This is a genomic window from Enterococcus sp. DIV0806c (assembly GCF_051710905.1).
In the GTDB taxonomy this organism is placed as follows: Bacteria; Bacillota; Bacilli; order Lactobacillales; family Enterococcaceae; genus Enterococcus_B; species Enterococcus_B mundtii.
This window is the reverse complement of sequence record NZ_JBIOLO010000001.1, coordinates 766072-792500: the sequence shown is the minus strand read 5'-3', so window position 1 is coordinate 792500 and position 26429 is coordinate 766072. Positions and strand designations below refer to the sequence as shown.

Below are 26429 nucleotides of genomic sequence, written 5' to 3'. Positions count from 1 at the left end.
TCTTTCTCTTCCTGCAGGTACTTAGATGTTTCAGTTCTCTGCGTCTACCTCGTATACGCTATGTATTCACGTATACGTAACATCCTATAAAAGATGCTGGGTTTCCCCATTCGGAAATCTCTGGATCATAGCTTACGTACAGCTCCCCAAAGCATATCGGTGTTAGTCCCGTCCTTCATCGGCTCCTAGTGCCAAGGCATCCACCGTGCGCCCTTATTCACTTAACCTTATCAACCTTGCGGTTGGGTTTTGATCTTTCTTCTAGCGATAGAAGTCCAATCAAGAAAAATAAGCAATTGAACTTATTAAAAAACTCATTCAACGCGGTGTTCTCGGTTTGTATTACTTACATTTTTACTTCAATATCCAGTTTTCAATGAACAAAATTTTGAGAGTAGACCTCTCAAAACTGAACAAAGTATCGACAAACGTGTGTAGTCTCCGTAATATTCCTTAGAAAGGAGGTGATCCAGCCGCACCTTCCGATACGGCTACCTTGTTACGACTTCACCCCAATCATCTATCCCACCTTAGGCGGCTGGCTCCAAAAAGGTTACCTCACCGACTTCGGGTGTTACAAACTCTCGTGGTGTGACGGGCGGTGTGTACAAGGCCCGGGAACGTATTCACCGCGGCGTGCTGATCCGCGATTACTAGCGATTCCGGCTTCATGTAGGCGAGTTGCAGCCTACAATCCGAACTGAGAGAAGCTTTAAGAGATTAGCTTAGCCTCGCGACTTCGCGACTCGTTGTACTTCCCATTGTAGCACGTGTGTAGCCCAGGTCATAAGGGGCATGATGATTTGACGTCATCCCCACCTTCCTCCGGTTTGTCACCGGCAGTCTTGCTAGAGTGCCCAACTAAATGATGGCAACTAACAATAAGGGTTGCGCTCGTTGCGGGACTTAACCCAACATCTCACGACACGAGCTGACGACAACCATGCACCACCTGTCACTTTGCCCCCGAAGGGGAAGCTCTATCTCTAGAGTGGTCAAAGGATGTCAAGACCTGGTAAGGTTCTTCGCGTTGCTTCGAATTAAACCACATGCTCCACCGCTTGTGCGGGCCCCCGTCAATTCCTTTGAGTTTCAACCTTGCGGTCGTACTCCCCAGGCGGAGTGCTTAATGCGTTAGCTGCAGCACTGAAGGGCGGAAACCCTCCAACACTTAGCACTCATCGTTTACGGCGTGGACTACCAGGGTATCTAATCCTGTTTGCTCCCCACGCTTTCGAGCCTCAGCGTCAGTTACAGACCAGAGAGCCGCCTTCGCCACTGGTGTTCCTCCATATATCTACGCATTTCACCGCTACACATGGAATTCCACTCTCCTCTTCTGCACTCAAGTCTCCCAGTTTCCAATGACCCTCCCCGGTTGAGCCGGGGGCTTTCACATCAGACTTAAGAAACCGCCTGCGCTCGCTTTACGCCCAATAAATCCGGACAACGCTTGCCACCTACGTATTACCGCGGCTGCTGGCACGTAGTTAGCCGTGGCTTTCTGGTTAGATACCGTCAAGGGGTGAACAGTTACTCTCACCCTTGTTCTTCTCTAACAACAGAGTTTTACGATCCGAAAACCTTCTTCACTCACGCGGCGTTGCTCGGTCAGACTTTCGTCCATTGCCGAAGATTCCCTACTGCTGCCTCCCGTAGGAGTTTGGGCCGTGTCTCAGTCCCAATGTGGCCGATCACCCTCTCAGGTCGGCTATGCATCGTGGCCTTGGTGAGCCGTTACCTCACCAACTAGCTAATGCACCGCGGGTCCATCCATCAGCGGCACCGTAAAGCGCCTTTCAAAACGAAACCATGCGGTTTCGATTGTTATACGGTATTAGCACCTGTTTCCAAGTGTTACCCCCTTCTGATGGGCAGGTTACCCACGTGTTACTCACCCGTTCGCCACTCCTCTTTTCCCGGTGGAGCAAGCTCCGGTGGGAAAAGAAGCGTTCGACTTGCATGTATTAGGCACGCCGCCAGCGTTCGTCCTGAGCCAGGATCAAACTCTCATAAATAAAAGTTAGAACAATCTTGCGATTGTTAAGCTCAATTTGTTTGCTAGCATATTGCTTGCTTGTTAAAAATGTTTGTTGTCTTGAATTGAATCAAGACGCCCTACACATTTGGTTTGTCTTACTTTGTTCAGTTTTCAAAGGTCTACGTGATAATTGAAACACAACCGTCTCAACTTATCGTTTGTGATTGCCGTAGCAACTTTTATATCTTAGCAAACTCTCGAATGATTGTCAACTATTTTTTAAAAGTTTTTTCGAACTCGTTTTTCACGAGGTCGTTTTAGCAACTCACTTATCATAACTCGTCGCATGTTATTTGTCAACACTTTATTTCGCTTTAAATTCTTACATACAAGCGTCTCACAAAGCGCTGAAATAATTCAACTTCGTTATATTAACATGGTTTCATCCAGCGGTCAATAGTTTTTTCGATGTTTTTCTGAATATTTTCAAAAGAACTTATTTTCGAATCAACGTTGTCTAATTTACCATGCTAACCACCTAGCGTCAATACTTATTTTTAAGTAGAAAAAAGACAAGGTTTCCAATTATTTTACGATCATTCGGATTATCCATGCATTTAATTGTTTATTTTATAAAATAAGTTAAAAATCAATTGAATCCTGAACATTCTCTTCTACTTTCCTTTTAAATAGACAAAAAAAGAAGTTTGAAAGATATTCAAACTTCTCTGAAAGTTTTGCTTGGCTCCAAAAAATGATCTCCTATTTTATTCGTCGATTCTCAAGCAGTCAACGATACACCTACGAACGGCATCCATTTCTCTTTGGTAGAGGTACTTGAATCAATTTAAAAAATTGGTACACCATCTACTTCATAAATCCCTAGTACCGTACGCATTTGTCCTGGATCTTCCCAATGATAACCTTCGCCTAACTGTTCTTGTTGATTTTTTTGTTCCGTTTCAAAAACAAAAAGTGGAACATTTTCTTGATTGATATGGGTGTTCGTCAACTCCATCAAGTTGATTTTACTCACATCAATATGAACGATTTCTTTTAAGAAACTAAGTATATTTGCTAAACCAGTCTTATCATTTGAGTGGTCTGCGCATGCGAACTCTAATTTATTCTCTCTTGAATGAACTAAAAATTTTTTAGATCCATCCTCCAAATGCAACATAATTGTACCAGCGACTCTTTTGTTTGCCAAAATTTCCACCTCGATCAACTTGTTTATGGCTTACAAGAGAATTTTAGCATATTTTCAGAAAAAATACACTTTTATTTCCTTGATTCTTTTTTATCTAATTGGATCAATGCTTCCTTGATCCATATAGGTAACTGTTTTTCAATCGTTGCAAACCCGATTTTTTTATTTTTATTAGTGAAGTATCGTTTTCTTCGGTATGGGATCGATGGTACTTTCTTTTCTAAGGTACGTAACGACAGACTGATTTTATTCGAATACTCATCAATATCAATGATTTGTACAGTCACCGGTTGCCCCACCTTCAATAATGTATGAATACTTTTCGTATAACCAGATTGCACTTCTGATACGTGGATCAACCCTTGTGTCTCTTCATCTAATGAAACGAACGCTCCATATGGTTGTATTCCAGTAATTTTCCCTTTGATTATTTCGCCTATTTTATAAGTCATATACTTCCCTCTCTTCGCATTTATCATTATACTGTAAATATTAAAAAAAAAGAAGTTCTGTTCTTGCATGTAGATATGGAGGTCTTATAGATGGAACAATTTGATGAAATAGTTTCAAGACTAAACACAGATAGCGTAAAATGGGATGCCATCTCACAAACTTATCGTAGGAATGATCTTTTACCTTTATGGGTAGCGGATATGGATTTTCCTGCACCTCATGGAGTAACAACAGCTTTTCAAAACTATCTGCAAAAAGGCATTTTTGGTTATTCAACCGTACCGGACAGTCTCTACCGATCAGTGATCGACTGGGAAGAAAGGCGCCATCATGTGACCCTAACTAAAGACCACATCCTTTTCACTAGTGGGGTCTTAGCTAGTCTCTCATTGGCGATTCAAGCATTTACAGCTCCAGGTGATGCAGTGTTGATTCATGATCCAGTTTATCCGCCATTTGGTGCAATTGTTGAAAGTAATGAGCGTCAATTGATTCGCAGTCCTTTAAATAAAACAGCCGATCATTTTGAAATGGACCTTCAAGATATGGAAGAAAAAATCGTCTCAAACAAGATAAAAGCAATGATTCTATGTAATCCGCATAATCCAGGTGGTCGTGTTTGGACCAAAGAAGAGCTCAAACAGTTAAGTGAACTCTGCTTAACATACGACGTCTTCTTATTTAGTGATGAGATCCATCAAGATATCGTCTTTTCCGGACATGACTTCACCTCGATGCAAACAATTGATCCTGCCCTTTCTCGATTATTGATCACATTCACTTCAGCAACTAAGACATTTAATCTAGCTGCAATAAAAAATTCAATGGTCTTCATTAAAGATCATGATTTAAAAAGTCGCTTTACGAAACAATTAGAAAAAAATCAACATCAAGGAATCAATACTTTCGGACTGCTAGGCACTCAAGCTGCTTACGAAACTGGTGAGGAATGGTTAAATGAGTTATTAGTTTATCTGGAAGAAAATGTCCAAGAAGTCATTACCTTCTTTACTAAGCATCTCCCTGATGTCAAAGTGATGAAGCCAGAAGGAACGTACCTTATATGGCTTGATTTTTCTGCCTATATGGACGATGACCTGCTACTTGAAAAGAAGCTGATTGAAAAAGGCAAAGTCGTCTTAAATCCTGGGATCAGTTTTGGACCAAGCGGTCATTGCCATATGCGTTTGAATGTCGCTTGTCCAAGATCAGTATTAAAAGAAGGACTTTTACGTATCCAACGTGCTTTCAGTTAGAAAATGGAAAAAGTCATTGGACAAAAAATGTTAGTCTTTCCTACTTTGTTACCATCCAAACAAAAAAAGCACCGAACAGCAAAAGTATTTTCTGCTTTTGCTGTTCGGTGCTCTTTAAGAGCTTAGTATGTTTAAAATTTTACTTTATTCAGAAATCTCAATCGTTTCGATCACTACATCATGTACTGGACGATCTTGTGGTCCACGTTGCGCATTTGCGATATCATCGACTGTATCCATTCCTTCAAGTACATGGCCAAACACTGTATGACGGAAATCAAGCCATGGTGTTCCACCATTTTTATACGCTTCAATGATTTCGTTAGGGAATCCTGCTCCTTCTAACTGACTAAGCATGTTTTCTGGCACATTTGTGTTGTTGACGATAAAGAACTGGCTGCCATTTGTATTTGGACCAGAGTTAGCCATTGATAGTGCGCCACGTAGATTGAACAATTCGCGGCTGAACTCATCTTCAAAACTTTCTCCGTAAATGCTTTCGCCTCCCATGCCTGTACCGGTTGGGTCGCCTCCTTGAATCATGAAATCAGGGATCACACGATGAAAAATCACACCATCATAGTACCCTTTTTTTGCTAATTCAACAAAGTTTTGGACTGTTTTAGGTGCTAACTCAGGAAATAGTTTTACTGTAATATCTCCGCGGTTCGTTTTTATAAGAGCTTTAGGCCCCTTTTCATTCATAAGATCAAGTTGTGGAAATGCCATTTTTTCTTCCTCCTAAAAAATTCTGTCTTCTTGTGTAATCATAACATATTCTATTGATATACGGTAAAGATGAGCCACAAGAAAATCAAAAAAACGATGTTGTAGAATGCAAAGACGAATAAATACTTTTTTCTCCATTCCGGATATTGCTTGATGACTAATTTGTAAGAGATCAAACTTGCCATTGAAGCAATCAATGTCCCTAATCCTCCCAAGTTCGTCCCAATGATCAAACCCTTGATATTTTCTGTATAACTTGATAATAGGAGCGCCGCAGGAACATTACTAATCAATTGACTTGCAAAAATGCTTGCACTAACTTCATGATGCGCCACACTTTTTTCAAAAAAGGCTTGGACAACATCTACTTGTTTGATATTCCCGATAAATATAAAAAGAAAAACAAACGTAAATAATAAGGAGTAATCGATTTGTTTAAAGAGGCGACGATTATTGCCTAGGATACTGACACTCACTAAGACCAATACGACATAATGAGGGATGATACCACTTACAGCTAGAAGGCATGTTAAAAATAGACCAAAATAAAAAATGAGTTGTGTTCGCTTTAACATTATCTCTTCTGTCTTCGCCAGATCGATGGTATTATTTTTGATTCTTCCATAGATCAACATCACCAATAATATGGCAGCAGCTAGTGTATATGGAAGCATCAACTGTAAAAATTCGAGCAGTTTTAATTGTGACTGTGCGAATAAATAAAGATTTTGTGGATTACCGATCGGAGTGAACATACTTCCTAGATTACCCGCAATCGTCATTAGAGTTACGACTAAAGGAATCAATGTTCGCATGCCGATCCTTTCTACTATCAATAGACCAAATGGTACAAAGATGATCAGTGCCACATCATTCGTAATCAGCATACTACTGATAAACGTGAGAAACACTAAAATCAAAATGATCCCTCTCGTATTTTTTGTCTGGGTGATCAAATAATTGCCTAGATAATCGAAAAACTGTTGTTGCCGTATCCCTTCTACAATCAGCATCAAACAAAAAAGAAGAATCAATGTGTGAAAATCGATATAAGAAAAATAATTGAAGTTTGGCGGGATGATGAACATGGTACCTATTGCTAATAGAAAAGACAGCGTCAATACTCCGTCTTCTTTTGCATTGCTTGTTATTCTTTTAATCATAAAATTCTACCTCTTAGATTCAAACACTTCGTACTAGTAAAATAACTCTTTTTAGTTAATATTGAAAGTAAATAAACTATATGTTAGATCACTCCTTATATTTTAGTAACTGCTCGTTCCATCATTAAACTATTTGAGAAGAATTCTCAATTAAATTCTGTTATAGTGTCACCAAGGGAGGAATTTCAAATGGAAATTTACGATATTACAATTATTGGTGCAGGGCCGGTTGGCATGTTTGCAGCTTTTTATGCTGGTATGCGCCAAGCGAAAACCAATATTATTGATAGTTTGCCTCAACTTGGCGGACAGTTAACTACCTTATACCCTGAAAAATATATTTATGACATTCCTGGTTATCCAGCAATCAAAGCAGTTGATCTTGTTAATAATTTAAAGAAACAATTGACCACTTTTAATCATACATTTCATTTAAATGAAGAAGTTCTCTCACTTTCCAGAGAAGACGAGATCATCGAGATCACTACTACGAAAGGTATCCATTATTCAAAAGCTGTGATTCTGACGCTAGGAAGTGGTTCTTTCCAACCAAGAAAGCTGAATTTAGAACATGCTGCCCTATACGAAAACCACGGGTTAGATTATTTCGTGAACGACTTGATGAAATATGCAGGAAAGAAAGTTGCCATTGCTGGCGGTGGGGATTCAGCAATCGACTGGGCACTGATGCTTGAACCTATTGCGAGCGAAGTTTATTTGATTCATCGTCGAGACGCATTTAGGGCTCATGAACATAGCGTCAATCAGTTGAATCAATCCTCTGTAAATGTATTAACGCCTTATTTGATTGAGCGTTTATCTGGTTCAAATGGAGAGTTGTCAGACATTCGTCTAAAAAAAGCTAAGACGGAGGAAACGATTGATCTCATGGTTGATTCATTGATCGTCAATTATGGGTTCACTTCTAACTTAGAGCATTTGTCTTCTTGGGGACTTGAAAGTTCCAGAAATGCGATCACCGTCCACTCCGATATGTCAACTTCAATTCCTGGTGTTTATGCTGCTGGCGACATTTGTAGCTATGAAGGAAAAGTGAAATTGATTGCCACGGGATTTGGAGAGGCACCGACTGCTGTCAATAACGCGTTACATTTCATCAATCCAAAAGAACGTACGCAGCCTGGTCATAGTACAAGTCTTTATGATAAAACATTTGGACCAAAATAACTCAGCTACTTTTTTTATAGAAGAAATGATTCTTGCTTTTTGTACGTACTACGTTACCATTATAGATAGAAAGAAGAGACGGAGGAATCAAAAATGGTCATAAAAACAGAAACCTTAGAAGAAAAAGCGCGAGATCTCCTAAAAGAACGTGGGGTAACAATCGAGGATATCGCTGAATTAGTCATGTTTTTACAAAAAGACTATATCTCAGATTTAAGCTTGGAGGATTGTGCGGAAAGTATTAACGCAGTCTTGACAAAGCGTGAAGTCCATAACGCGATCATTACTGGCATCCAATTAGATATCTTGGCAGAACAAAAACAATTGATGAGCCCTCTTCAACATATCATTGAAGATGATGAAGGATTATACGGAATAGATGAAATTTTAGCCTTGTCGATCGTCAACGTTTATGGAACGATTGGCTTTACCAATTATGGCTATATTGATAAAGTAAAACCTGGGATCTTGAAAAAGTTAAATAGTCACGATGGCAAAAATGTCCATACATTTTTAGATGATATCGTGGGAGCAATTGCCGCTTCTGCCGCAAGCCGTTTAGCCCACCAAGAACCGGAAAAACGGAGCCGTTTGACACAATAATCAAATAAAAATAAAAAATCATCCATAAAAATCGCAAAAGGATTTTTATGGATGATTTTTTGCTATATCCGAAAAAGCAATCAACGCGCTACCCGAAAGTGATTGTTTAATTGTTCCCCTTTTTCAATTCTCTTTTGCCAACAAGAACCATCAAAGCGAAAAATAATTCGATAAGCACAAAAAACAGAATGAAACAATGCATGAAGTATTGCTCAGGTAACACATTGATGATTGGATCAGTCTGAGGATCAAACAGCCAGTCATCATTATTGAAAAATGTTTCGTGAAAAAGAATAAAAAAACGATCAAAGCCAATCAACATGAAAAAGCCAAAAACAAATGGCAAGACCATGCCGATTTGAAAAGGACGGATCAGCCGCCACAAACGTTGGTCTCTTTTCAATTGACGAAGGAACAAACCGCTTGGGATCAATGTTAGTAGCAACACCCCATAATTGAGCATGAATAATAACTTGACTTCATAAAAATGATGTAAGCCACTCGCTGACATTGGAAAGTCAGGAAGTGCCAACACTTGCTCAAAAGGATTATTCAGATACATCATCAATTGATCATAATTTTGGAGTAATGTTGGTTGATCCACGGTGGTGTAATCCAAGATACCTAGATGTCCGATATCAAATACATAAAGTGGACGAAAATTGATCGTTATTGCAATTGCTAAAGTGAGCAACGTCAGGAACAAACTAACCATCCCCGCATACTCCACCCATTGCCATCGTTTATTTTTCATTGTTTTAGAAACTCCATTCATCTAACGATTGCAAGACAAAGGTTGCTGGTGTTGGTAGTTGTGGGATGTCTTCTTCTTTCGTAAAACCTGACAATACTAGCAAGGTGTCAATGCCATTACGAATCCCTGCTTGGATGTCAGTTTCATAATTGTCCCCTACCATGATGACTTCTTCTTTGTTCAATCCTAAAAGTTCCACTGCTTTATCCATAATGATAGCTTCTGGCTTACCAATATAGACCGGTGTGGTTTGTGTCGCTGTCTCTACAAAAGAAACAACCGAGCCAGCTCCAGGTAATAATCCTCTTTCTGTAGGGATATTTTTATCAGGATTCGTACCGATAAACGTTGCCCCTTTTTGGATCGCTAAGGTTGCGGTCACCACTTTTTCGTAAGTCAAGTGATTGTCTAGACCTACTACGACATAATCAGGGTGTTCTTCTTCCCATACAAACCCTGCCTCCAAGATCAAATCTGTCAAGCCAGCTTCACCGATCACATACACTTTATTTCCTTTAGCGTCTGATTTCATGAAATCAATTGTCGCTAGAGATGCTGTATAGATTGTTTCTGGTGAGACATGGATATCAAACTCAGTGGCTAAACGTTGTGCCACTGTTCCCGGTGTTTTTGTCGTATTGTTGGTTACAAATAAAAAGGGCGTCCCATTTTCCTGTAACTGTTCGACGAATCGTTTTCCTGCCGGTATCGGCTCCGTTCCACGATAGATCGTTCCGTCTAAATCGATCAAATAGCCTTTATAATTCATAGGATCATTCTTCCCTTTGTCTAATAGTAAAATTCTTTTTAGAAGTTGATTTTGTTGGGCGTTCTGACGTTTTTTCAGTTCCCTTTGGTGTTGCCTTAGTAGTTGCTGGTTTACGATTTTTGATCACAGGTTGTTTGCGTACTGATTCAACGGGCGCTTTTTTTTCATCGATATGCGCTTGATTATTGCGATTCGGATTTTTTTTCTTTTTGCGTCGTTGGGTGTTTTTTTCTTTTTTTCCACCAATACGTTCAATGACAAAATATGCGCAACCAAAATTACAATATTCGTATAAATAATCTTCTAATGCATCAATTCGCTGATCTGGGTGAGCACGTCGATTCGTGGCATCAAAAAAGCCTTTCAAACGTAGCTGTTCGTAACCCCAGTCACCTACGATGTAATCGTATCTGGAAAGCACTTCGCTATATCTCTCACCAAGCTTCTCAGCATTGAAACCTTCCCGGTAATCCGTTACGATACGATAAGGTCTATCACCAATCAAAAGATTCGTTTCATCTGTCAATGTGACGATTTCTCCCTTGACTTTCTCTGGCTTCGTTTCCTCGATTATTTCTTCTAAAACTGCCGTCACTTCTTCGGTCACCGTTTGTTCTTGTGAGCGATCGACCGTTTCTTGACTCTCTTTTTTGTCACTGTTGTGTTGTTTATTTTGTTTCGTCGACATGCTTTCACCACCTATTTTTCTATTATACCTTCTTTTTCATTGGTTGGGTAGTGAGCATTTAAGTAGTCTCCCACTACTGTGCGAATAAATTCGGGAAATAAAAAATCGACCTGTCCGACAATTTCGATGGTTGGAAAAAAAGGAACAAACATCAGATGGTCCACCGTAGTAACGGTATAATTCTTTTTCTCTTCGATTGGTTGTTTTTGCCACAGAACTTCTCGGTTGACCGCATCATATGTGATCCCATTATAGAAAATCTCACCAAATATCTGACCACGAAATCCCATTCCTTTGATAGGAAAATTCCGTAAGAAGAGTCGACTTTTTTCGATTTCCAACACTAAGCGAATCATATCCGAGCCTTTCAGTGTAACGTTGATCAAATGCATCGGATGAGGTAATGCGCTATGGAGTTGATCTTGATCTACCAGCCCTTTAGGTACGCTATTCAAAAAAAGCCCACTATTTAGAAATGATGCTTCTGTGTTCCCTCTTTCTTTTACCGCTTCTAAAGCGATTTGGATAAAGGAATGTTCATCAAATAAATCAAGTGATAAGTCAAATGGTAGATCTGCCACTTTCTTTTGAGCTAAAAGACGATGTCCTTGTTCAAGATAACCGGCGATTTCTTTCTCATCCTCTACGAATGCAGTCATGGTATCTGTCGGAATCGCTTTGGCGTAGTGTCCGACGATTTTTTTATTTTCCAATGAAAGATGTACTTCCCCTACATATTGCCCAAATTTTCCGGCAGCGGCTAATTGTACCTCATTTACGACTTTCCCATCAATAAAAAGATGATGGGTATGTGATCCTAAAATCACATCGATTGCAGGGATTTCTTTTGCAATCTGTAAATCATCTTGGATCCCTAGATGACTCATTAAAATAAGGACGTCTACCTGGGGACGCAATTGTTCCACTAGTTCGGGCAAAAGGTCATAAGGTTGGCGGATATCCCAACCATTTGGATTATATGTCAAAGGAAATGGCGCAGTAAAAGCAATTAGACCGACTTTTGTTCGTTGCTTTGTTTCGATGATTTTATATGGCTTTGTCCACACTGGTGGTTGCAAAGTATTTTTATCGAATAAGTTGCTCAGTAGCACATCAAAATTCGCGTGATCATATAAATGATTCAACTCATTCTTGGAATTACCTACACCTTCATTATTCCCTATAGTTGCTGCATCATAGCCGATTTGATTCATTAGTTCAACATTGGCATGACCATTCGTTGCTTCTGACAAAGGATGCCAACGATCAACGAAATCCCCAAGATCAACCGTGAGAGTTGTCGTATTATTTTTTTTCTCATTTTCACGCTTTTTTTGCTCAAGGAATCTTCTGATCCGTGGCCAGTTTTCAAGATGAGAATGTAAGTCATTCGTGTGTAAAAGAACGATTTCTTCCACTGTTTGTTCCACCTCACTTTTTTTCATCATACCATAGGGTTCCCCTTTGTTCACATGGAAAGTTTTTGCACAAAAAAAAGGTACTTAGACTTTTTTACAAAATCTAAATACCTTAAACTTGCCTCTAATAAAAAAAGCCCTTTAGGCTTAATAAATCCAATCAATCAGACACATGGCGGCACCTGCTTAGTGCTGCTTCCTTCCGGATCTGACACGCTTCACAAGCCCACCATTGTCCTAGCCTTTCGGCAAGGAATAGTATACCGCATTTTATTATCCTTGGCTAGTCCTTTTTTAATTTCTTTTTCTTTGCTCGCAAATTTCTAAAAAACACAGATAAAAGTTCACCACATTCTTCTTCTAATATCCCGCCCTCCACCTCGGCCTGATGGTTGAAACGTTCATCTTCAAGTAAATTCATCAATGTCCCTGCGGTTCCTCCTTTTGGATCATAGGCACCAAAGTAAACTTCTTTTACGCGAGAAAGAATCATGGCACCGCTACACATTGGGCACGGTTCTAACGTGACATATAATTGTGTTTCCTCTAAACGCCAACTTCCGATTGCCTTACATGCTTCTTGGATCGCAATCATCTCAGCATGTGTTGTTGCATTTTGTGTTGTTTCTCTCAAATTGTGTCCACGCCCAATAATCTGTCCTTGGTGAACCACGATGGCGCCGATTGGTACTTCTGCTAACGCTTCTGCTTTTTTGGCTTCTTCAATAGCCACACGCATCCATTCTTCTTTTGTTCGCTGTTGTTCTGTTTCTTCCACTTGTACTCCTACCTTTTTTAGATTTACTTATCTTCTCTATCAAACATAGTATAACTGGCTTTTTGGTGAAGTACAAAGAGTTTTTCCTTATCGCCGTGTCCTATGGTAAACTAGTGAATGAGGTGAAGTAAATGAACACAGAAAAGTTACTAGGATTATACCCAAATGCACAAAAAAAGAATACTCCTTCTTCTGATGATCGAATTCTTTCACTAGTCGTAGAAGATTACTTCTTGTGGATCGATAAAAGTTCCTTGTCCGTTCAAGAAGAGAAACTTTTGAAAGCGTTATTTCAGAAAACAAACACCTTAGACAGACATCCTTGGTATCAATATTTATTTGAGGAAAAGGGATATGTATGTGAAGAAAGCTGCCGAATCATTCAGTTACATTTTGAAAAGAGATCCGATTTCTTACAAAAAGAATGGCGAGAAACAATTTCTGGATTATTTCCCGAAGCTCTTGATTTTTTTCTTTACACAGAGACAGATGCGTTGATCATCGAAAGAAAGCATGCCAATTATTTGAATACGGCAGATCTTAAAGGTATCTTTTTATCTCTTGATGTCGATTTTGATATGACGACACAAGCCTTTGTCGGTTCATTCCATTCAGCTGGACAAAATCTAACCGCTATGTTCAATGAAGAACGAAAAATTTTCCTGAATAAACGAACACAAATACAAGTAGCCGACCAAACGACTTCCATACAAGAAATTGCCTTATATTATTATACAAAAGAATTAGTTACATCCAGTCAGCTAACAAATGAATATCAAGAAATAATCCGTAGTTTTAAAATGGAAGACATCATTATCGAACTGTGGAAGAATTTTGGGAATATCAGTTCAGCGGCTAAGCAACTCTTCATGCATCGAAACACTCTCCAATATCGGATCGAAAAGTTTGACGAACAAACAGGCTTCAATTTAAAAAAAGCAGATGACTTACTCTTTTGTTACCTCCTTTTGTTACACATATAAAAAAAGGAACAAGCAGCAATAAACATCGCCTTGCTTGTTCCTTTTTTCGATCAATCCAAAGAGAATCGTTTTTAGATCATTTTCTCAACAAGTGACATCAGACGACCTTTCGCATCTTCTGTCGAGTCTTTGATAGAGTCACCGTAGACAGAAATTTTCTTTTTGCCAGATTTAATCTTTGCTAGCATGCCCATCAATGAATCTAAATCGCTATCTGATAAATGGTCGACGACATCTAATAACTTTTCATTCCCATCAAATTTGTCATACACGAATTTTTTTACTTTTGTTCGGTTACTTAGATGATGGATTTTTTCGATCACTTTGCCAGAAACAACTACAGCTGTTGCCACACTTGCTGCTGCTGCGACACTTAATCCAATCGTTACTTTTGTTGATGTTTTCATAATTATCAGCTCCTTTTTATCTACTACAATCATATCACAGTCAAATAGATAAGCGAACTAATTGCTATGAGCCTTGCCCGATGAATAGCAAAAAAATTTACAAAAAGCAACTACTGTCTTGTTTTATTATTTGCTTTTGTAAGACGCCTCATTTGGCATTTTCGGTTTCAAGCAACCTTAGTTTGATGCGGTGAACTACTCACCACTTAGCTAAACCTACCGGTTTTTAACGCTTGAAGTGGGAGCTTCTTGGGAATAGAGCATACTTGCAAGCGTATTTCTTTACTCACAGCGGTTTCTCTTATTTACCAAGCTATCCCCGTAGTTCCTACGGTTTTTGATGATTGGATCTAAGCTAATCCCATAGAATGTAGTCTTAGACCTTCGGTCAGAATATTGATACTAGCATTGATATCTCGGTCATGATGAACATGACAAACAGGACAAGTCCATTCTCGAATTTCTAGAGATTTCTTGCCGTCTTTGTGTCCACAATTCGAACAGATTTGACTAGATGGGAACCACTTATCCACTTCGATAATTTTTCGACCGTACCAGTCAGCTTTGTATTGTAACCTAGTCACAAAACTAGACCATGAAACATCCGAAATACTTTTTGCTAGTTTATGATTACGCAACATACCTTTTGTATTTAAGTCTTCTATACAGATCATATCGTGATTTTTGATAATCTCTGTGCTCAACTTGTTTAGAAAGTCATTGCGTTGATTCATTACTTTTTCATGTAGTCGTGCTATTTTACGTTTTTGTTTTTGATAATTTCTAGCTTCAAACAGATTGATACCTTTTTGTTTAGCTAATAATGCACGTCTTGACAACTTACGTTGTTCACGTTTTAGTTTTTTTGACATTTTTGACGTGAATTTATTGTTATCAATCTTTTGACCATTAGAAAGGATTGCAAAATCAGTTATACCAAGGTCAATTCCAATAGCGGAATTAGTTTTAGGAAGCTCAGCTATTTCTTCTTTACACAATAAAGAAATATAATATTTACCGCTAGAATGACGTGATATTGTAGCGGATTTGATCAGACCTTTAGGTTGTCTATGGAGCGTAATTTTAACTAACGACTTCAACTTAGGAAGTTTGACAAATTGATTATCAATCAAAGCGATTGTTCCATTTTGATTGTTAGTCGTATAGCTTTGAACTGGATTTTTCTTGCTTTTGAAACGAGGAAATCCGGCGGACTTATCGCGAAAGAAGTTCTTATACGCCTTATCTAGGTTGAGTTGTGCATTTGCTAAAGCAAGACTATCCACTTCTTTCAAGAACGGAAAATCTTGCTTATATTTTGCAGGCGTTGGAAAACTCATTTTTTTAGAGGAATTTTTCCTAGTTTCTTTATAAGCTTTCATTCGGTCATCAAGCATTAGATTGTAGACCTTACGGACACAGCCAAAAGACTTAGCAAAGAAGGTTTCTTGTTCTTCTGTTGGATAGATTCTAAATTTATATGCTTTTAGTCGCTCCATAAAGCTCGCCTGCTTTCTATTTATGATTGTTTCCTTGATTTTGAATATATTTCTTAATCACATCAATTGGTGCTCCACCAGTTGTCAAAAGACAAAAACTTTTTGACCAGAACATTTCTTTCCAAAGAAATTGTTTGATTCTTGGATAATTGCGCTTTATCAAACGTGAACTAGCACTTTTATAGGCATTGATAAATTTTGTCAATTCTGTTTTTGGTTGAGCTTTGAACATAATATGAACGTGGTCTTTATCATGATTCCACTCAACTAAAGTGATATGATACGATTCTGAGATTCTTTCAAAAGTCGCTTTAGCGTAGTTAGATATTTCATTATCAATTACTTGTCTACGATATTTCGTTACTAAAACAAGGTGATAATAAAGAAGAAATACTGAATGGTTATTTGTGTCTAATTCCATGTTGTATCAACTCATTTCTTGTATAGACTGATTTTAACATGAGACAAAATAAAAAAGCAATACGCCTTAGTTGTCGGTCTTCGAGTTACCAACGGTAACCCTCATACCGAACGGCATTCATCACCCACCTATAGAGGATGGGCGACTTCTGCCTAATTCTGTTAAAAAAAGCACCTCCTTTTTGGAGATGCTTCATACGAACAACTAAAGTAAATTATCCATCCAAAGAAATGTAAGGTCAATTAACCGGAACGTATTGGATATTTGTTAGCATTTCAGGCAAATCATCTTCTAATTCTGCTAACTTATTCCAAATCAATGTCATTGTCTCAAAAAATTCCTTTGATGATTTATCTGAATTTAAACTTCCTAATGCGTTCAGCCAAAGAAGTTCTAATAAATACGCTTCTTTGATTCCCGTATGTTCTCTGACAAATTCTGAGAACGTTCGTTTGAACAACGAGGCCATGTCTAATTCGGATTTGATAACTACTCCTCTAATACTCTCATGAATCGAGAAAAACTCCTTCAATAAATGAACGACACTGAAAAAATCGTCAATAACGTATTCAGCTAAATATCGATCAAAACATATCGTGATCTCTTCGATAATTTTTTCTTTTAGTATACGGATTGATTTAAAATGTGCATAGATCGGGTAAGTAGAACAGCCACAAAAAGAAGCTAAACTTCTCGCTGTGATTGTCGATAACCCATTTTCTTCAGCATATACCATACTCTTAAATAGTAAATATTCTTTACTAAAATTCGTCACTCTTCCCACGAAACCATCCATCCTTTCCGATTATCTTATTCATATCCGGCAATGATTCTTTTTTTAATTTCCCATGACGATCCAGCGCATTCGCTAGTAGGAAAAACTTATGTAAACCATGAAGAAACAAGTTTTGATAAAAAAAAACGATAATAACATATTTCGGGGGTTAAAATATGTCTCTTTGTAATAGAAGCTTGATTTATCTAATGCTTCGCCAAAAATAAGATTTAAAAAATAACGATATCCTCAATTAAATAACATTGTATTCCCTTATCCAAGATTATTTAAATGATTCCAACTTGACAAAATAAGCAAAGAAATAAACAATAGAATAGATAACTGATTATCATTTCTTAAAATAACAAGTTATATAATCAAATTCTATTACTATGTGAGAATATCATACATTGAAAACACTTTCCACTCACATTTTATGTCACCACTAGTACACTAATTGTCAGAAAGGAGTCCATCATGTTAATCGATGCAAAAAAGAAAGAGTTATTAGTCCTCTATACGATCGCTCAAAAAAGTCAATGTACGTTAAAAGAACTTGCGGATGAACTGACTATACCTAAACGGACAATCAAAGAATTGATTCGAAAGTTGAATACTACGATTGAACAGCAATTGAGCATTTCTACTTTTATTTTCTCTACACACAAAGGAGAAATAACTATATCCGATGAATACCAAGAAATAAAAATGATGATTTATCACAAGCTCAAACTTTTTTATTTAAGAGAATCCAATCGTTTCAACTACTTATTGCTTATGGTCAATTATCCCAAAGCGTATGTTCCGAAAAAATATTTATTGGAGCAATTATACATATCCCACTCTTACTTAGAAAAATTAACACACCAATTGAATGAAACACTTCAAGATTTTGCAATCGAGATTGTTTCATCTCAGGGCTGTTATTTGTTCAAAGGAAACGAATTATTTATCCGACTCTATTTGTTTTTTATCCTATCTGATGCTTTTCAAGGGTTGGAATGGCCTTTTGACAAATTCAAATTGAGCCAACTAAAAAGAGAGCGGCGATTATCCAAAAAATTGCTCGTTTCAAAGCATTCATTGAAATATCAAGAAAACCTGTATTTGCTGATTGCTATCTTTACGCTTCGTACACAACAATCATCATTGATCACCTCTGAATCTAGTGAGGTCTATGCTATTTTAGAATTGCTACAACAGGTACAAGATGTCTCCGGTAGTTTTAAACATCATTTGTTTCATCTTTTACCTCATGAAATCGCCATTGATGAACTATTGCATTTTAATTTTTTGATTTATTGCTTTTTTCCTAATCTCATTTCAAGCCAGCAGAAGAGTTTGATTGGTTATACTTTGACAAATAAACGTAATCATCTATGTATGAAAATCACCTCACTAACAAAAGAGCTAGCTCAAACCTTTCCAGTGATTGCATCATCTGAAAAAAGGTTTTTCTACAATTACTATCTTATGCTTTCTTTAATTTCTATTTTGATATTGGGAAATACAACTCCTTTTTTCTACTCGTTGCATTTTCCTAAACCAGCACTTGAGATTGATGAATCGAATGAACAAATCCAACAAATACAACAAATTATCTCTGAAGTTTTTCATGACCATCCAAAAAAAACATTGATTATTTATTATTTGAGTAGCTTGATCTATAATCTCTTGCAGTCGGAAACAAATGAAAAATTATTGATCTATGTACAAATGAATAAAACGCTGACAGGGAATTATCATATCCAAAATCGATTACGACAAGTATTTGACGACAAAATGATTCGCTTGACAGAAAATCCAGAACAAGCAGATTTGATCGTCACCGATTGGTTTGATAAATTTCATCAAACGAGTAAAATTTTTTACCTTGATCCTAGTAAAGAAAAAGATTTGTGGGTAGATTTAGTCACAAAAATTCAACAACTCTATGTCAATAAAATGATTTGATTTAAAGAAAAGATAGGAGAAGCAAGCGTGTCTCCGTCTGAACTTTTAAATTAATACTAATTTTTCCAAAATAAAAAGTGAGTGGATCAGTCCAATCGACTGTCCCTCACTTCTATTGGTTTGTTCTAGTCTCGACGGTTGCCGCCAAAGAGCAAAATCAAACGTAGTAATTGTAAGAAAGTAGATAGCGCTGCAGCAACATAGGTCAAAGCCGCCGCAAATAGCACATGTTTCGCCATTGGCACCTCTTCTTCTGTCAGTAAGCCACCTTCACTTAAAATTTGGATTGCTCGTCTTGACGCATTGAATTCTACTGGTAGCGTAACAAGTTGAAACAATAGTGCCAATGAAAAAGCGAAGATACCAATATTGATCAACGTCGTATTCCAACTAAATAATACACCTACCATGATCAACGGAAACGAAATCATCGAGCCAAAATTTGCGACAGGCACTAATGAAGCTCTGATTTTCAACGGCGCATAACCAACAGCATCTTGCACTGCGTGTCCGCATTCATGGGCAGCTACCCCAATTGCAGCGACTGAGGTAGATTGTGCTGTAGCTTGCGATAAACTCAACATCTTGTTCCCTGAATTATAATTGTCCGTCAAATCACCGGCGATTTGTTGGACGCCAACGTTATTGATTTTCTGACTTTGTAAAATGAACTGGGCGGCTTGTGTACCAGTCACATTATTTTTGCTTCTGATTTTGTCGTATTTACGAAAAGTACTATTGACGTAAGCAGAAGCGATTCCGGAAATAGCTAATCCAGCAATAACTAAAAGAAACGTTGGATCTAAGCCATAAAAACCATATCCATACATAATCGTTTCACCCTTTCCTCATTGCTTTTATTTTACCATTGTTCGAGTAGAATAATTGTGAAAAGAGATTGAATATTTTAATTTTTTTTGACAAATTCTGATTTCAGCTTCATCGGACCAAACCCTTCGATTTTACAATCGATATTGTGGTCTCCTTCAACTAAACGGATATTCTTCACCTTTGTTCCTTGTTTGATAGGTGAGGAAGCTCCTTTTACTTTTAAGTCCTTGATAACGGTCACACTGTCGCCATCTGTTAAACGATTGCCGTTTGCATCAAGTACTACTAGGCCTTCTGCTTCTGTTTCTTCTGATGGTGTCCATTCGTTTCCACATTCAGGACAAATCAATAATCCCCGATCTTCATAAGCATATTCTGAACCACATACTGGGCAATTTGGTACTGTCATGTTGTTTCTCCTTTTTGTTCGTTATTGAGCAATATTATAACGGAAAAATAACAGTTTGAAAAGAGCAACTTATTATCAGAGTTCCTAGACTACCTACGCTGATTCAATCTCACTGACCTTGATTGCACATATCCCTGATAAAAAAGACAAGCAACTTCGATGAGTAAAAGGTTAAGGCAGAAGTAACCTGATCTCCGAAGAGGTCACTTCTGCTTAGACCATTTATTCGTGCAAAGGGAATAGATAAAAGAGAAAGTTACGTTTGCATAAAATTCTCGATTGACTACTTGGAGTACACTTTTAACGTGTATAATTGGTGCAAGCTTCTTGTATTTCTTTGTAGATCTCTGTCACTTCTTGCAGGTCTTTTGCATTTGCGCCACTTGCCAAAGGATGGCCGCCACCATGATGTCGTTTGGCGATCTCGTTGATGACTGGTCCTTTTGAACGTAAACGTACACGATAATAGCCCTCTGGTTGCTCGACAAAAATCGCCCAAGCTAACACTTCGTCAATGACACCTGGTAAAGAGACGACAGCTGCTGTCTCTGAATCAACGATGCCATACTTGCCTAACAATTCTTGTGACAAAATTACTTTTCCGGCACCTTTTTCGTCAACTTCGATCGTTTGATAGACACAACCGGATAGTTTCGCTACTTTCATGGTGATTTGTTCGATTTCACGATTCAATTTGCTTGCGTCGAAAGAATACTTTCTTAACTCTGCTGCTAGTTCTAACGTGCGTCCTGTTGTTGAAGGATATAAGAACCTTCCAGTATCACCAACGATTCCTGCATACAATAAACGAGCAGAGTCGCTGTTCATTTTCAGCTCATCAGGGAACAGCAAAGCAAACTCAGCGATCATTTCACTACAGCTGCTAGCTTTCGTATCTACCCAAAGTAAATCACCATATGGTTCATCATTCGGATGATGATCGATTTTGATCACTTGATCCCCTAAGGAATAGCGCTTATCATCAATACGTGGCGCATTCGCTGTGTCTGTCACGATGACTAATGCCCCTTGATAAAAGGCATCGTCGATTTCTTGCATTTCTGTTAAATAACGTAAGCCCTCAACGTCTTTTCCAACTTGACGAATTTCTTTTTCTGGAAAACTATTACGTAATAACTCGGCTAATCCCACTTGTGAACCTAAAGCATCTGGATCAGGTCTTTGATGTCGGTGGATCACGATTTTTTGATATTTTTTGATTTCATTCAAAATCTGTTCTTGTATGGTCATTTTCTTTCCTACTCTCTACGAACGTTCCATCACTTGGCAGACGACAATGGCTTTAGCCACGATCGTGTTTTCTATAAATACTTCTACATCAAGTTTAGCGGATCTTCTACCGATTTCTAAAACTCTTGGACGAATGTCTAACTCACTTTCGATCTGGATCAGACGAAGGTAATGTAGATTCATTTGCTCCAACAAGATATTCCTGCGTTGATTCATGATCATTGTTTTTTGAGCAACATCTGAAATGATTTCACTTAACACCCCAAAAGAAATCGTTCCAACACCTGTTACCATTTGTGGCGAAACCTCAAATTTGAACTTAGGCGTCGTCAATCGATTGCCTTCACGATCTGTATCGATCGTTTGGATCGCCCCTGAAATCTGATCAGAAATCGTATCAGCGATTTGCGGTTGACGTTGCACCAATTGCATCGCCTTCATGACATCTTGCCGTGTGATCAATCCTTCTAACGTCAAATCATCGGAAACGACTGGCATGACTTCTAAACCATCCCAAATCATTTGATGTCCGACAGAAGCGACGCTCATCGTTTTCTTGACACTGATGGGATCTTTGGTCATGACCCGATCAATGACTTGTGTCGGTGCTTTACCTACGACATCTTTTGCCGTAATGATCCCCATCAAACGCATGTGATGATTCACCACTGGGAAACGAGAATGTTGGGTTTCTTCTGAAATCCGTTGATAATCAGCCACCGTATCCGACTGTAACAAATAATGTGTTTTCTGGGCAGTCAAATAAATATCACCGACGAGCATGATATCTTTTTTGATCAGTTGGTCACTAAGCGCTCGGTTGATCATCGTCGCTACGGTAAAGGTATCATAGGTCGTACGTAAAATCGGCATAGCTAATTCATCCGCTAATTTGGCAATCTCAGGCGTCGTATCAAAACCACCCGTGATCAACACTGCTGCGCCATCCTCAAGTGCTAATTTTTGCACTTCTGTACGGTTACCAACGATCATCAATGAACCTGGAGTGATATAGCGTTCCATTGCGTGTTCGGTCATCGCACCTATGACAAATTTATTCAAGACTTTATCTAGACCGACTGCTCCGCCTAAAACATCGCCTTCAATGATCCGCACGACTTCGCCAAATGTCAATCGTTCGATATTTTTCTTCAACTTACGTTCGATCCGAATCGTTCCTACTCGTTGGATCGTTGACACTAATCCTACATTTTCAGCGTCTTTAATTGCTCGATAGGCCGTTCCTTCACTGACATTCAATTCTTTGGCAATACTACGGACAGATATTCGATTCCCCACTGGTAGGCTTTCGATATATTCTAAAATCAAATCATGTTTTGTCGCCATCTCTTTCCCCTACACTTCCAGCGTTTCCGAAACGCTCATTATTTTTCCTTCGGTATCTGCTAATAAATCGATGAATACTTGCGGATCTTGTTCAATGACAGGAAAGGTATTGTAATGGATCGGCACGACTTTCTTCGCTTTGATTCGCTTTGCCGCACGAGCCGCATCCTCAGGCCCCATTGTATAATTGTCGCCAATCGGTAAAAAGGCTACATCGATCATAAACTGTTCACCTAAGAGCGCTAAATCGCTAAAATCTGCAGTATCACCCGCATGATAAATCGTCTTCCCGTCTGCTTGGATCAGAATACCACTAGGCTCTCCCATATAACGCGAAACACCATCGATTTCAATACTTGAACTATGCTGTGCATGGACAAATTTGACTGTGCCAAAAGGAAACTCCCTTTTGCCACCGATATTCATCCCAAAAGAGTTCGCTCCTTGCTGTTGTGCATAATCTGCGATTTCGACAATACTGATGATGGTCGCCTTATTGTTCTTCGCAATCGGCAACATGTCTCCAATATGATCAGCATGTCCATGGGTGATCAATATCCAGTCCGTCTGGACTTCATCCACTTTTAAATCAGTCATAGGATTCCCAGTAATAAATGGATCTATCAGCACTTGTTGGCCATTTTTCATTTCCAGAGAAATACAAGAATGTCCATGATAAGTAATCTTCATCTTCTCACTCCTCAACATTTTGGTCACTGACTCTTTCGTTTTCATTTCGATCATTCACACAATTAGTAGTACAGTATATCCTATTCAATTGTAACAGATAATACAGGTTGTACCAAGTATCAAGTGAGCGTGTACTTACGACTGAATACCCAGATAAAAGAATGTTTCGTCTATGATTGACAGTTTCTGTTTATTGTTTGATCACTGTGAATAAAACCAGAATGACTACGAATCCGTAATGATGCTCAAAATAAAAAATACCAATAGTAGAAATTAAGGCTCTAGTTTCTACTATTGGTATTTTTATTTAAGTTGAAATGCCTTATACGGCTTATAAGATTGAACAAATCCACAACACTTTTTTAGATAGAGGAGTGATAAAAAATAAAAAAAACGAAGTTTGCTAACTATTTTGAAAATTTCTTCTTTTCCAGTTTAGTGATGGAGAAATTTTTTTAAGATATTCTCAGCATTTAGCAGACCATAATCTTTCATGTCTATCACTTCAATAACCTTTGTAGGATACTCTTTTATGATAGTTTCTCTCATAGAAGACAGCTCTGGAGATAATAGAATAACATCGGCAGCCTTTGCATACTGATCCAACTTAGAAATGCTATGCATGTCAACATGCACAAGTAAATGTTGTTTTTTTGCGAAGTTGTTCATCTTTGTTACTAACAAATTGGTATAAAGGGTACTATCTGTACTCATTGAAGTTACGCCAAAAACGATGATCTGTTTCTCTTTCATTTGATTATTTTCCAAAACAAATTTCTTTTCCATTACAGACACTTCCACCTTTCTATAATATATCCAATGCTCTCACTCCTATAAAATAAAAGCTATACCAAACATATTCATTATCTGAACATCTTTTGATACAGCTTTTCATTTTTTATCTTTTGCCGCGACGTTGTGTCGCTTCCATGATGACTGGTAAAATCACTGGGCGGCGTTTGGTTTGTTCAAACAAATAGCGACCTAATTGATCACGTATTTCTTGTTTCAGCTTGCTCCACTCGAAATCATCGCTTTCTAAATGTTTGCCTACAATGGTTTCGATCATGTTGCTACTTTCATTGATCAAATCACGACTTGCTTTGACATAAACAAATCCTCGTGAAGTGATTTGCGGTTTTGAGACAATTTTCTTTTCGCGACGACTAATTGTCACTACTGCAACAAAAATACCGTCTTCAGATAAGATTTTACGATCGCGTAAGACGATATTTCCAATATCGCCAACACCTAGTCCGTCGATCATGACATTTTCAGCACTTATCGTACCTGCCACACTCATCCGCTTGTTTTTATATTCTAAAACATCCCCACGTCCTGTGATATAGATATTTTTGTAGGGGATACCAACTGCATGGGCTAAGTCTGCGTGGGCAGCTAATTCACGATATTCTCCTTGAACTGGGATGAAATATTTAGGTTTCATGAAATTCAACATCAATTGTAAGTCATTAGGATTTGCATGACCGGAAACCCGCAGGTTGTCAGAGATTTGTTTGACTATTCCACCTGCTCGGTAAATGATATCTTCTGTCTTAGCAACCATCGTTTCCATCGCAATACTTGGTGTCGTTGTGATATAAACAAGATCGCCTTCTTTGATCTTGATATGACGGTGCGCACCATTCGCCATTTTTTGTAAAGACTTGATTGGTTCACCCATACGGCCTGTTTCTAAAATAATCAGTTCTTCAGGCTCATAGTTTTTCATATCTTTTAATGTGACCAATAGGTCCTCACTTGGTAATTGAAGTTTTTCTAAGCGCATAGCTGTTCGGATGATCCGTTCAAAGTCTTGACCAGTCAACACGACCTTACGTCCTGCTTTGGCAGCGGCGTCTAAGATTTGTTGGACACGTTGAAGATTACTTGCAACACAAGCAACGATGATCCGTCCTTCCCAATATTTGATGGTATCAAATACTTCATCAGCGATTTGGAACTCAGAAGCAACAGGGGTCGCGTTTTCTGCATTTGCTGACTCACTCAGTAAAGCTAACACGCCTTCTTTCCCAATCTCTGCTAAACGAGCGTAATCCGTTTGGTACATTGGGATCGCCATTTGGTCAAATTTGAAATCACCCGTATAAACGATATTTCCTTCTTGGGTTTTTAAATTGATCCCAACTGAATCTGGGATCGTATGGGTAGTGCGGAAGAAGCTAACGATCGTTTCACCGAAATCGATCTCTGTATGCTCATCTACTACATGAAAATCCTTGAATCCTTTTGCAGCATCATTGCGATTGACATTCAATTTTGCCAATTCGATCGTCAACTCTGTTCCGAACACAGGTACAGAAATCTTTGACAATAAATAAGGCAACGCCCCAATCGCATCTGCGTGACCATGTGTCAGAAAGACACCTGCTACACGATCGACATTATCTTCTAAATACGTAAAATCAGGAATCACAACGTCAATCCCTAATAATTCGTTTTCAGGATACTTCAGACCACAGTCTAAAATAAAAATAGCTTCCCCTACTTCTGCAATGTACAAATTTTTTCCGTTTTCGCGTACACCGCCTAAAGGGATAATCTTAATGGTACTCACAAATTTCACCTCTTCTTATGACATCTTCATTTAACGATGTCGATTCTCTATTTTATTTAAACGATCCATTTTCTGAGTGCCTGGTTTTCGGATGATTTCAATAAGTACTAAAATCCATCTTAATTTTACAGGCGTTTAGGATCTTTTTTTGACACAAAAAAATCGGGATTGCTTCAGTTGCTCGATCAACTGCTCCACATCATTATACAACAAATCAAACAAATCGCTAGCATGTACGATTGTTTCTGTCTCCATGTTTTTCCCAGACCATTTTTTCTTCTTTCATTTTAGAAGA

At 38.3% G+C, this 26429-nt stretch carries 25 protein-coding genes, 2 rRNA genes and 1 other RNA gene (1 of these 28 running past the window's edge); 5 read left to right on the top strand and 23 right to left on the bottom strand.

Features of this window, described 5'->3' with window-relative positions; all coding sequences use genetic code 11:
- From IGK77_RS03710 to IGK77_RS03695, 4 genes are all read right to left on the bottom strand, one after another.
- Window positions 1–227 (bottom strand): 23S ribosomal RNA (locus tag IGK77_RS03710) (it extends 2688 nt beyond the left edge of the window).
- Between the two features lie 230 nt (window positions 228–457).
- Window positions 458–2018, bottom strand: a 16S ribosomal RNA gene (locus IGK77_RS03705).
- The 16S and 23S rRNA genes sit together here, the layout of an rRNA operon.
- An 810-nt stretch (window positions 2019–2828) precedes the next feature.
- Entirely contained in the window at window positions 2829–3191 is a 363-nt protein-coding gene (locus IGK77_RS03700) for a hypothetical protein (protein ID WP_019724011.1), read from the bottom strand.
- 71 nt (window positions 3192–3262) lie between these two features.
- Window positions 3263–3643, bottom strand: a complete 381-nt coding sequence (locus IGK77_RS03695; protein WP_071868052.1) for a CvfD/Ygs/GSP13 family RNA-binding post-transcriptional regulator — start codon at window positions 3641–3643, stop codon at window positions 3263–3265.
- A 90-nt stretch (window positions 3644–3733) separates the two neighbouring features.
- On the opposite strand from IGK77_RS03695, the gene IGK77_RS03690 reads away from it, so the two are divergent.
- Window positions 3734–4900, top strand: a complete 1167-nt coding sequence (locus IGK77_RS03690; RefSeq protein ID WP_074802033.1) for a MalY/PatB family protein — start codon at window positions 3734–3736, stop codon at window positions 4898–4900.
- Between the two features lie 144 nt (window positions 4901–5044).
- On the opposite strand, the gene IGK77_RS03685 is transcribed toward IGK77_RS03690, so the two are convergent.
- Complete coding sequence (locus tag IGK77_RS03685; RefSeq protein ID WP_034690848.1) at window positions 5045–5629, bottom strand: peptidylprolyl isomerase; 585 nt, start codon at window positions 5627–5629, stop codon at window positions 5045–5047.
- A 50-nt stretch (window positions 5630–5679) separates the two neighbouring features.
- Window positions 5680–6792, bottom strand: a complete 1113-nt coding sequence (locus IGK77_RS03680) for an SLC13 family permease (RefSeq protein WP_074802031.1) — start codon at window positions 6790–6792, stop codon at window positions 5680–5682.
- 189 nt (window positions 6793–6981) lie between these two features.
- Between IGK77_RS03680 and IGK77_RS03675 the strand changes: the two genes are divergently transcribed.
- Window positions 6982–7980 (top strand): NAD(P)/FAD-dependent oxidoreductase, encoded by a 999-nt coding sequence (locus tag IGK77_RS03675; RefSeq protein ID WP_074802029.1) that lies wholly within the window; start codon window positions 6982–6984, stop codon window positions 7978–7980.
- Between the two features lie 93 nt (window positions 7981–8073).
- The gene (locus IGK77_RS03670; protein WP_010736099.1) at window positions 8074–8583 is read left to right on the top strand and encodes a phosphatidylglycerophosphatase A family protein; all 510 of its coding nucleotides are present in this window, start codon (window positions 8074–8076) and stop codon (window positions 8581–8583) included.
- Between the two features lie 106 nt (window positions 8584–8689).
- Here IGK77_RS03670 and IGK77_RS03665 read toward each other — a convergent pair whose 3' ends face one another.
- From IGK77_RS03665 to tadA, 6 genes are all read right to left on the bottom strand, one after another.
- Window positions 8690–9337: a TIGR01906 family membrane protein gene (locus IGK77_RS03665; RefSeq protein ID WP_074802026.1), complete on the bottom strand. Its 648-nt coding sequence runs from the start codon at window positions 9335–9337 to the stop codon at window positions 8690–8692.
- A 4-nt stretch (window positions 9338–9341) separates the two neighbouring features.
- Window positions 9342–10106 carry a TIGR01457 family HAD-type hydrolase gene (locus tag IGK77_RS03660; RefSeq protein ID WP_071868057.1) on the bottom strand — a complete coding sequence of 255 codons (765 nt, stop codon included), beginning with the start codon at window positions 10104–10106 and terminating at the stop codon, window positions 9342–9344.
- 4 nt (window positions 10107–10110) lie between these two features.
- Window positions 10111–10794 (bottom strand): YutD family protein, encoded by a 684-nt coding sequence (locus tag IGK77_RS03655; protein WP_019723195.1) that lies wholly within the window; start codon window positions 10792–10794, stop codon window positions 10111–10113.
- Between the two features lie 11 nt (window positions 10795–10805).
- A complete protein-coding gene (locus tag IGK77_RS03650) occupies window positions 10806–12212 on the bottom strand; it encodes a bifunctional metallophosphatase/5'-nucleotidase (protein WP_071868061.1) in 1407 nt (468 codons plus the stop codon).
- Between the two features lie 158 nt (window positions 12213–12370).
- An RNA gene (gene ffs / locus IGK77_RS03645) (signal recognition particle sRNA small type) lies at window positions 12371–12455 on the bottom strand.
- Window positions 12456–12495: 40 nt separating this feature from the next.
- Window positions 12496–12990, bottom strand: coding sequence for a tRNA adenosine(34) deaminase TadA (gene tadA / locus IGK77_RS03640; protein ID WP_074802023.1), 495 nt, complete (start codon window positions 12988–12990; stop codon window positions 12496–12498).
- A 131-nt stretch (window positions 12991–13121) separates the two neighbouring features.
- Here tadA and IGK77_RS03635 point away from each other — a divergent pair, with 131 nt between their 5' ends.
- Complete coding sequence (locus IGK77_RS03635) at window positions 13122–13973, top strand: helix-turn-helix domain-containing protein (protein WP_071868060.1); 852 nt, start codon at window positions 13122–13124, stop codon at window positions 13971–13973.
- 71 nt (window positions 13974–14044) lie between these two features.
- On the opposite strand, the gene IGK77_RS03630 is transcribed toward IGK77_RS03635, so the two are convergent.
- From IGK77_RS03630 to IGK77_RS03615, 4 genes are all read right to left on the bottom strand, one after another.
- Window positions 14045–14380: a hypothetical protein gene (locus tag IGK77_RS03630; RefSeq protein ID WP_019723191.1), complete on the bottom strand. Its 336-nt coding sequence runs from the start codon at window positions 14378–14380 to the stop codon at window positions 14045–14047.
- A gap of 350 nt (window positions 14381–14730) precedes the next feature.
- Window positions 14731–15879 (bottom strand): IS200/IS605 family element RNA-guided endonuclease TnpB, encoded by a 1149-nt coding sequence (gene tnpB, locus IGK77_RS03625; protein ID WP_077152109.1) that lies wholly within the window; start codon window positions 15877–15879, stop codon window positions 14731–14733.
- Between the two features lie 16 nt (window positions 15880–15895).
- A complete protein-coding gene (gene tnpA / locus IGK77_RS03620; protein ID WP_019724606.1) occupies window positions 15896–16300 on the bottom strand; it encodes an IS200/IS605 family transposase in 405 nt (134 codons plus the stop codon).
- 238 nt (window positions 16301–16538) lie between these two features.
- Window positions 16539–17084: a hypothetical protein gene (locus tag IGK77_RS03615; RefSeq protein WP_019723190.1), complete on the bottom strand. Its 546-nt coding sequence runs from the start codon at window positions 17082–17084 to the stop codon at window positions 16539–16541.
- Window positions 17085–17552: 468 nt separating this feature from the next.
- Here IGK77_RS03615 and IGK77_RS03610 point away from each other — a divergent pair, with 468 nt between their 5' ends.
- A complete protein-coding gene (locus IGK77_RS03610) occupies window positions 17553–19028 on the top strand; it encodes a helix-turn-helix domain-containing protein (RefSeq protein WP_074800718.1) in 1476 nt (491 codons plus the stop codon).
- A gap of 125 nt (window positions 19029–19153) precedes the next feature.
- Here the strand turns inward: IGK77_RS03610 and IGK77_RS03605 are convergent, their stop codons facing one another.
- From IGK77_RS03605 to IGK77_RS03575, 7 genes are all read right to left on the bottom strand, one after another.
- Window positions 19154–19858, bottom strand: a complete 705-nt coding sequence (locus tag IGK77_RS03605) for a zinc metallopeptidase (RefSeq protein WP_074800715.1) — start codon at window positions 19856–19858, stop codon at window positions 19154–19156.
- Between the two features lie 77 nt (window positions 19859–19935).
- Window positions 19936–20268 (bottom strand): zinc ribbon domain-containing protein YjdM, encoded by a 333-nt coding sequence (locus IGK77_RS03600; RefSeq protein WP_034688843.1) that lies wholly within the window; start codon window positions 20266–20268, stop codon window positions 19936–19938.
- Between the two features lie 300 nt (window positions 20269–20568).
- Complete coding sequence (locus tag IGK77_RS03595; RefSeq protein ID WP_074800712.1) at window positions 20569–21519, bottom strand: DHH family phosphoesterase; 951 nt, start codon at window positions 21517–21519, stop codon at window positions 20569–20571.
- A 15-nt stretch (window positions 21520–21534) separates the two neighbouring features.
- Window positions 21535–22866 carry a DRTGG domain-containing protein gene (locus IGK77_RS03590; protein ID WP_071866612.1) on the bottom strand — a complete coding sequence of 444 codons (1332 nt, stop codon included), beginning with the start codon at window positions 22864–22866 and terminating at the stop codon, window positions 21535–21537.
- Window positions 22867–22875: 9 nt separating this feature from the next.
- Window positions 22876–23556: a metal-dependent hydrolase gene (locus tag IGK77_RS03585; RefSeq protein ID WP_071866613.1), complete on the bottom strand. Its 681-nt coding sequence runs from the start codon at window positions 23554–23556 to the stop codon at window positions 22876–22878.
- A 435-nt stretch (window positions 23557–23991) separates the two neighbouring features.
- Window positions 23992–24342 (bottom strand): PTS sugar transporter subunit IIB, encoded by a 351-nt coding sequence (locus tag IGK77_RS03580; protein WP_074800709.1) that lies wholly within the window; start codon window positions 24340–24342, stop codon window positions 23992–23994.
- Between the two features lie 112 nt (window positions 24343–24454).
- Window positions 24455–26134 (bottom strand): ribonuclease J, encoded by a 1680-nt coding sequence (locus IGK77_RS03575; protein WP_074800707.1) that lies wholly within the window; start codon window positions 26132–26134, stop codon window positions 24455–24457.
- Window positions 26135–26429 lie beyond the last annotated feature (295 nt).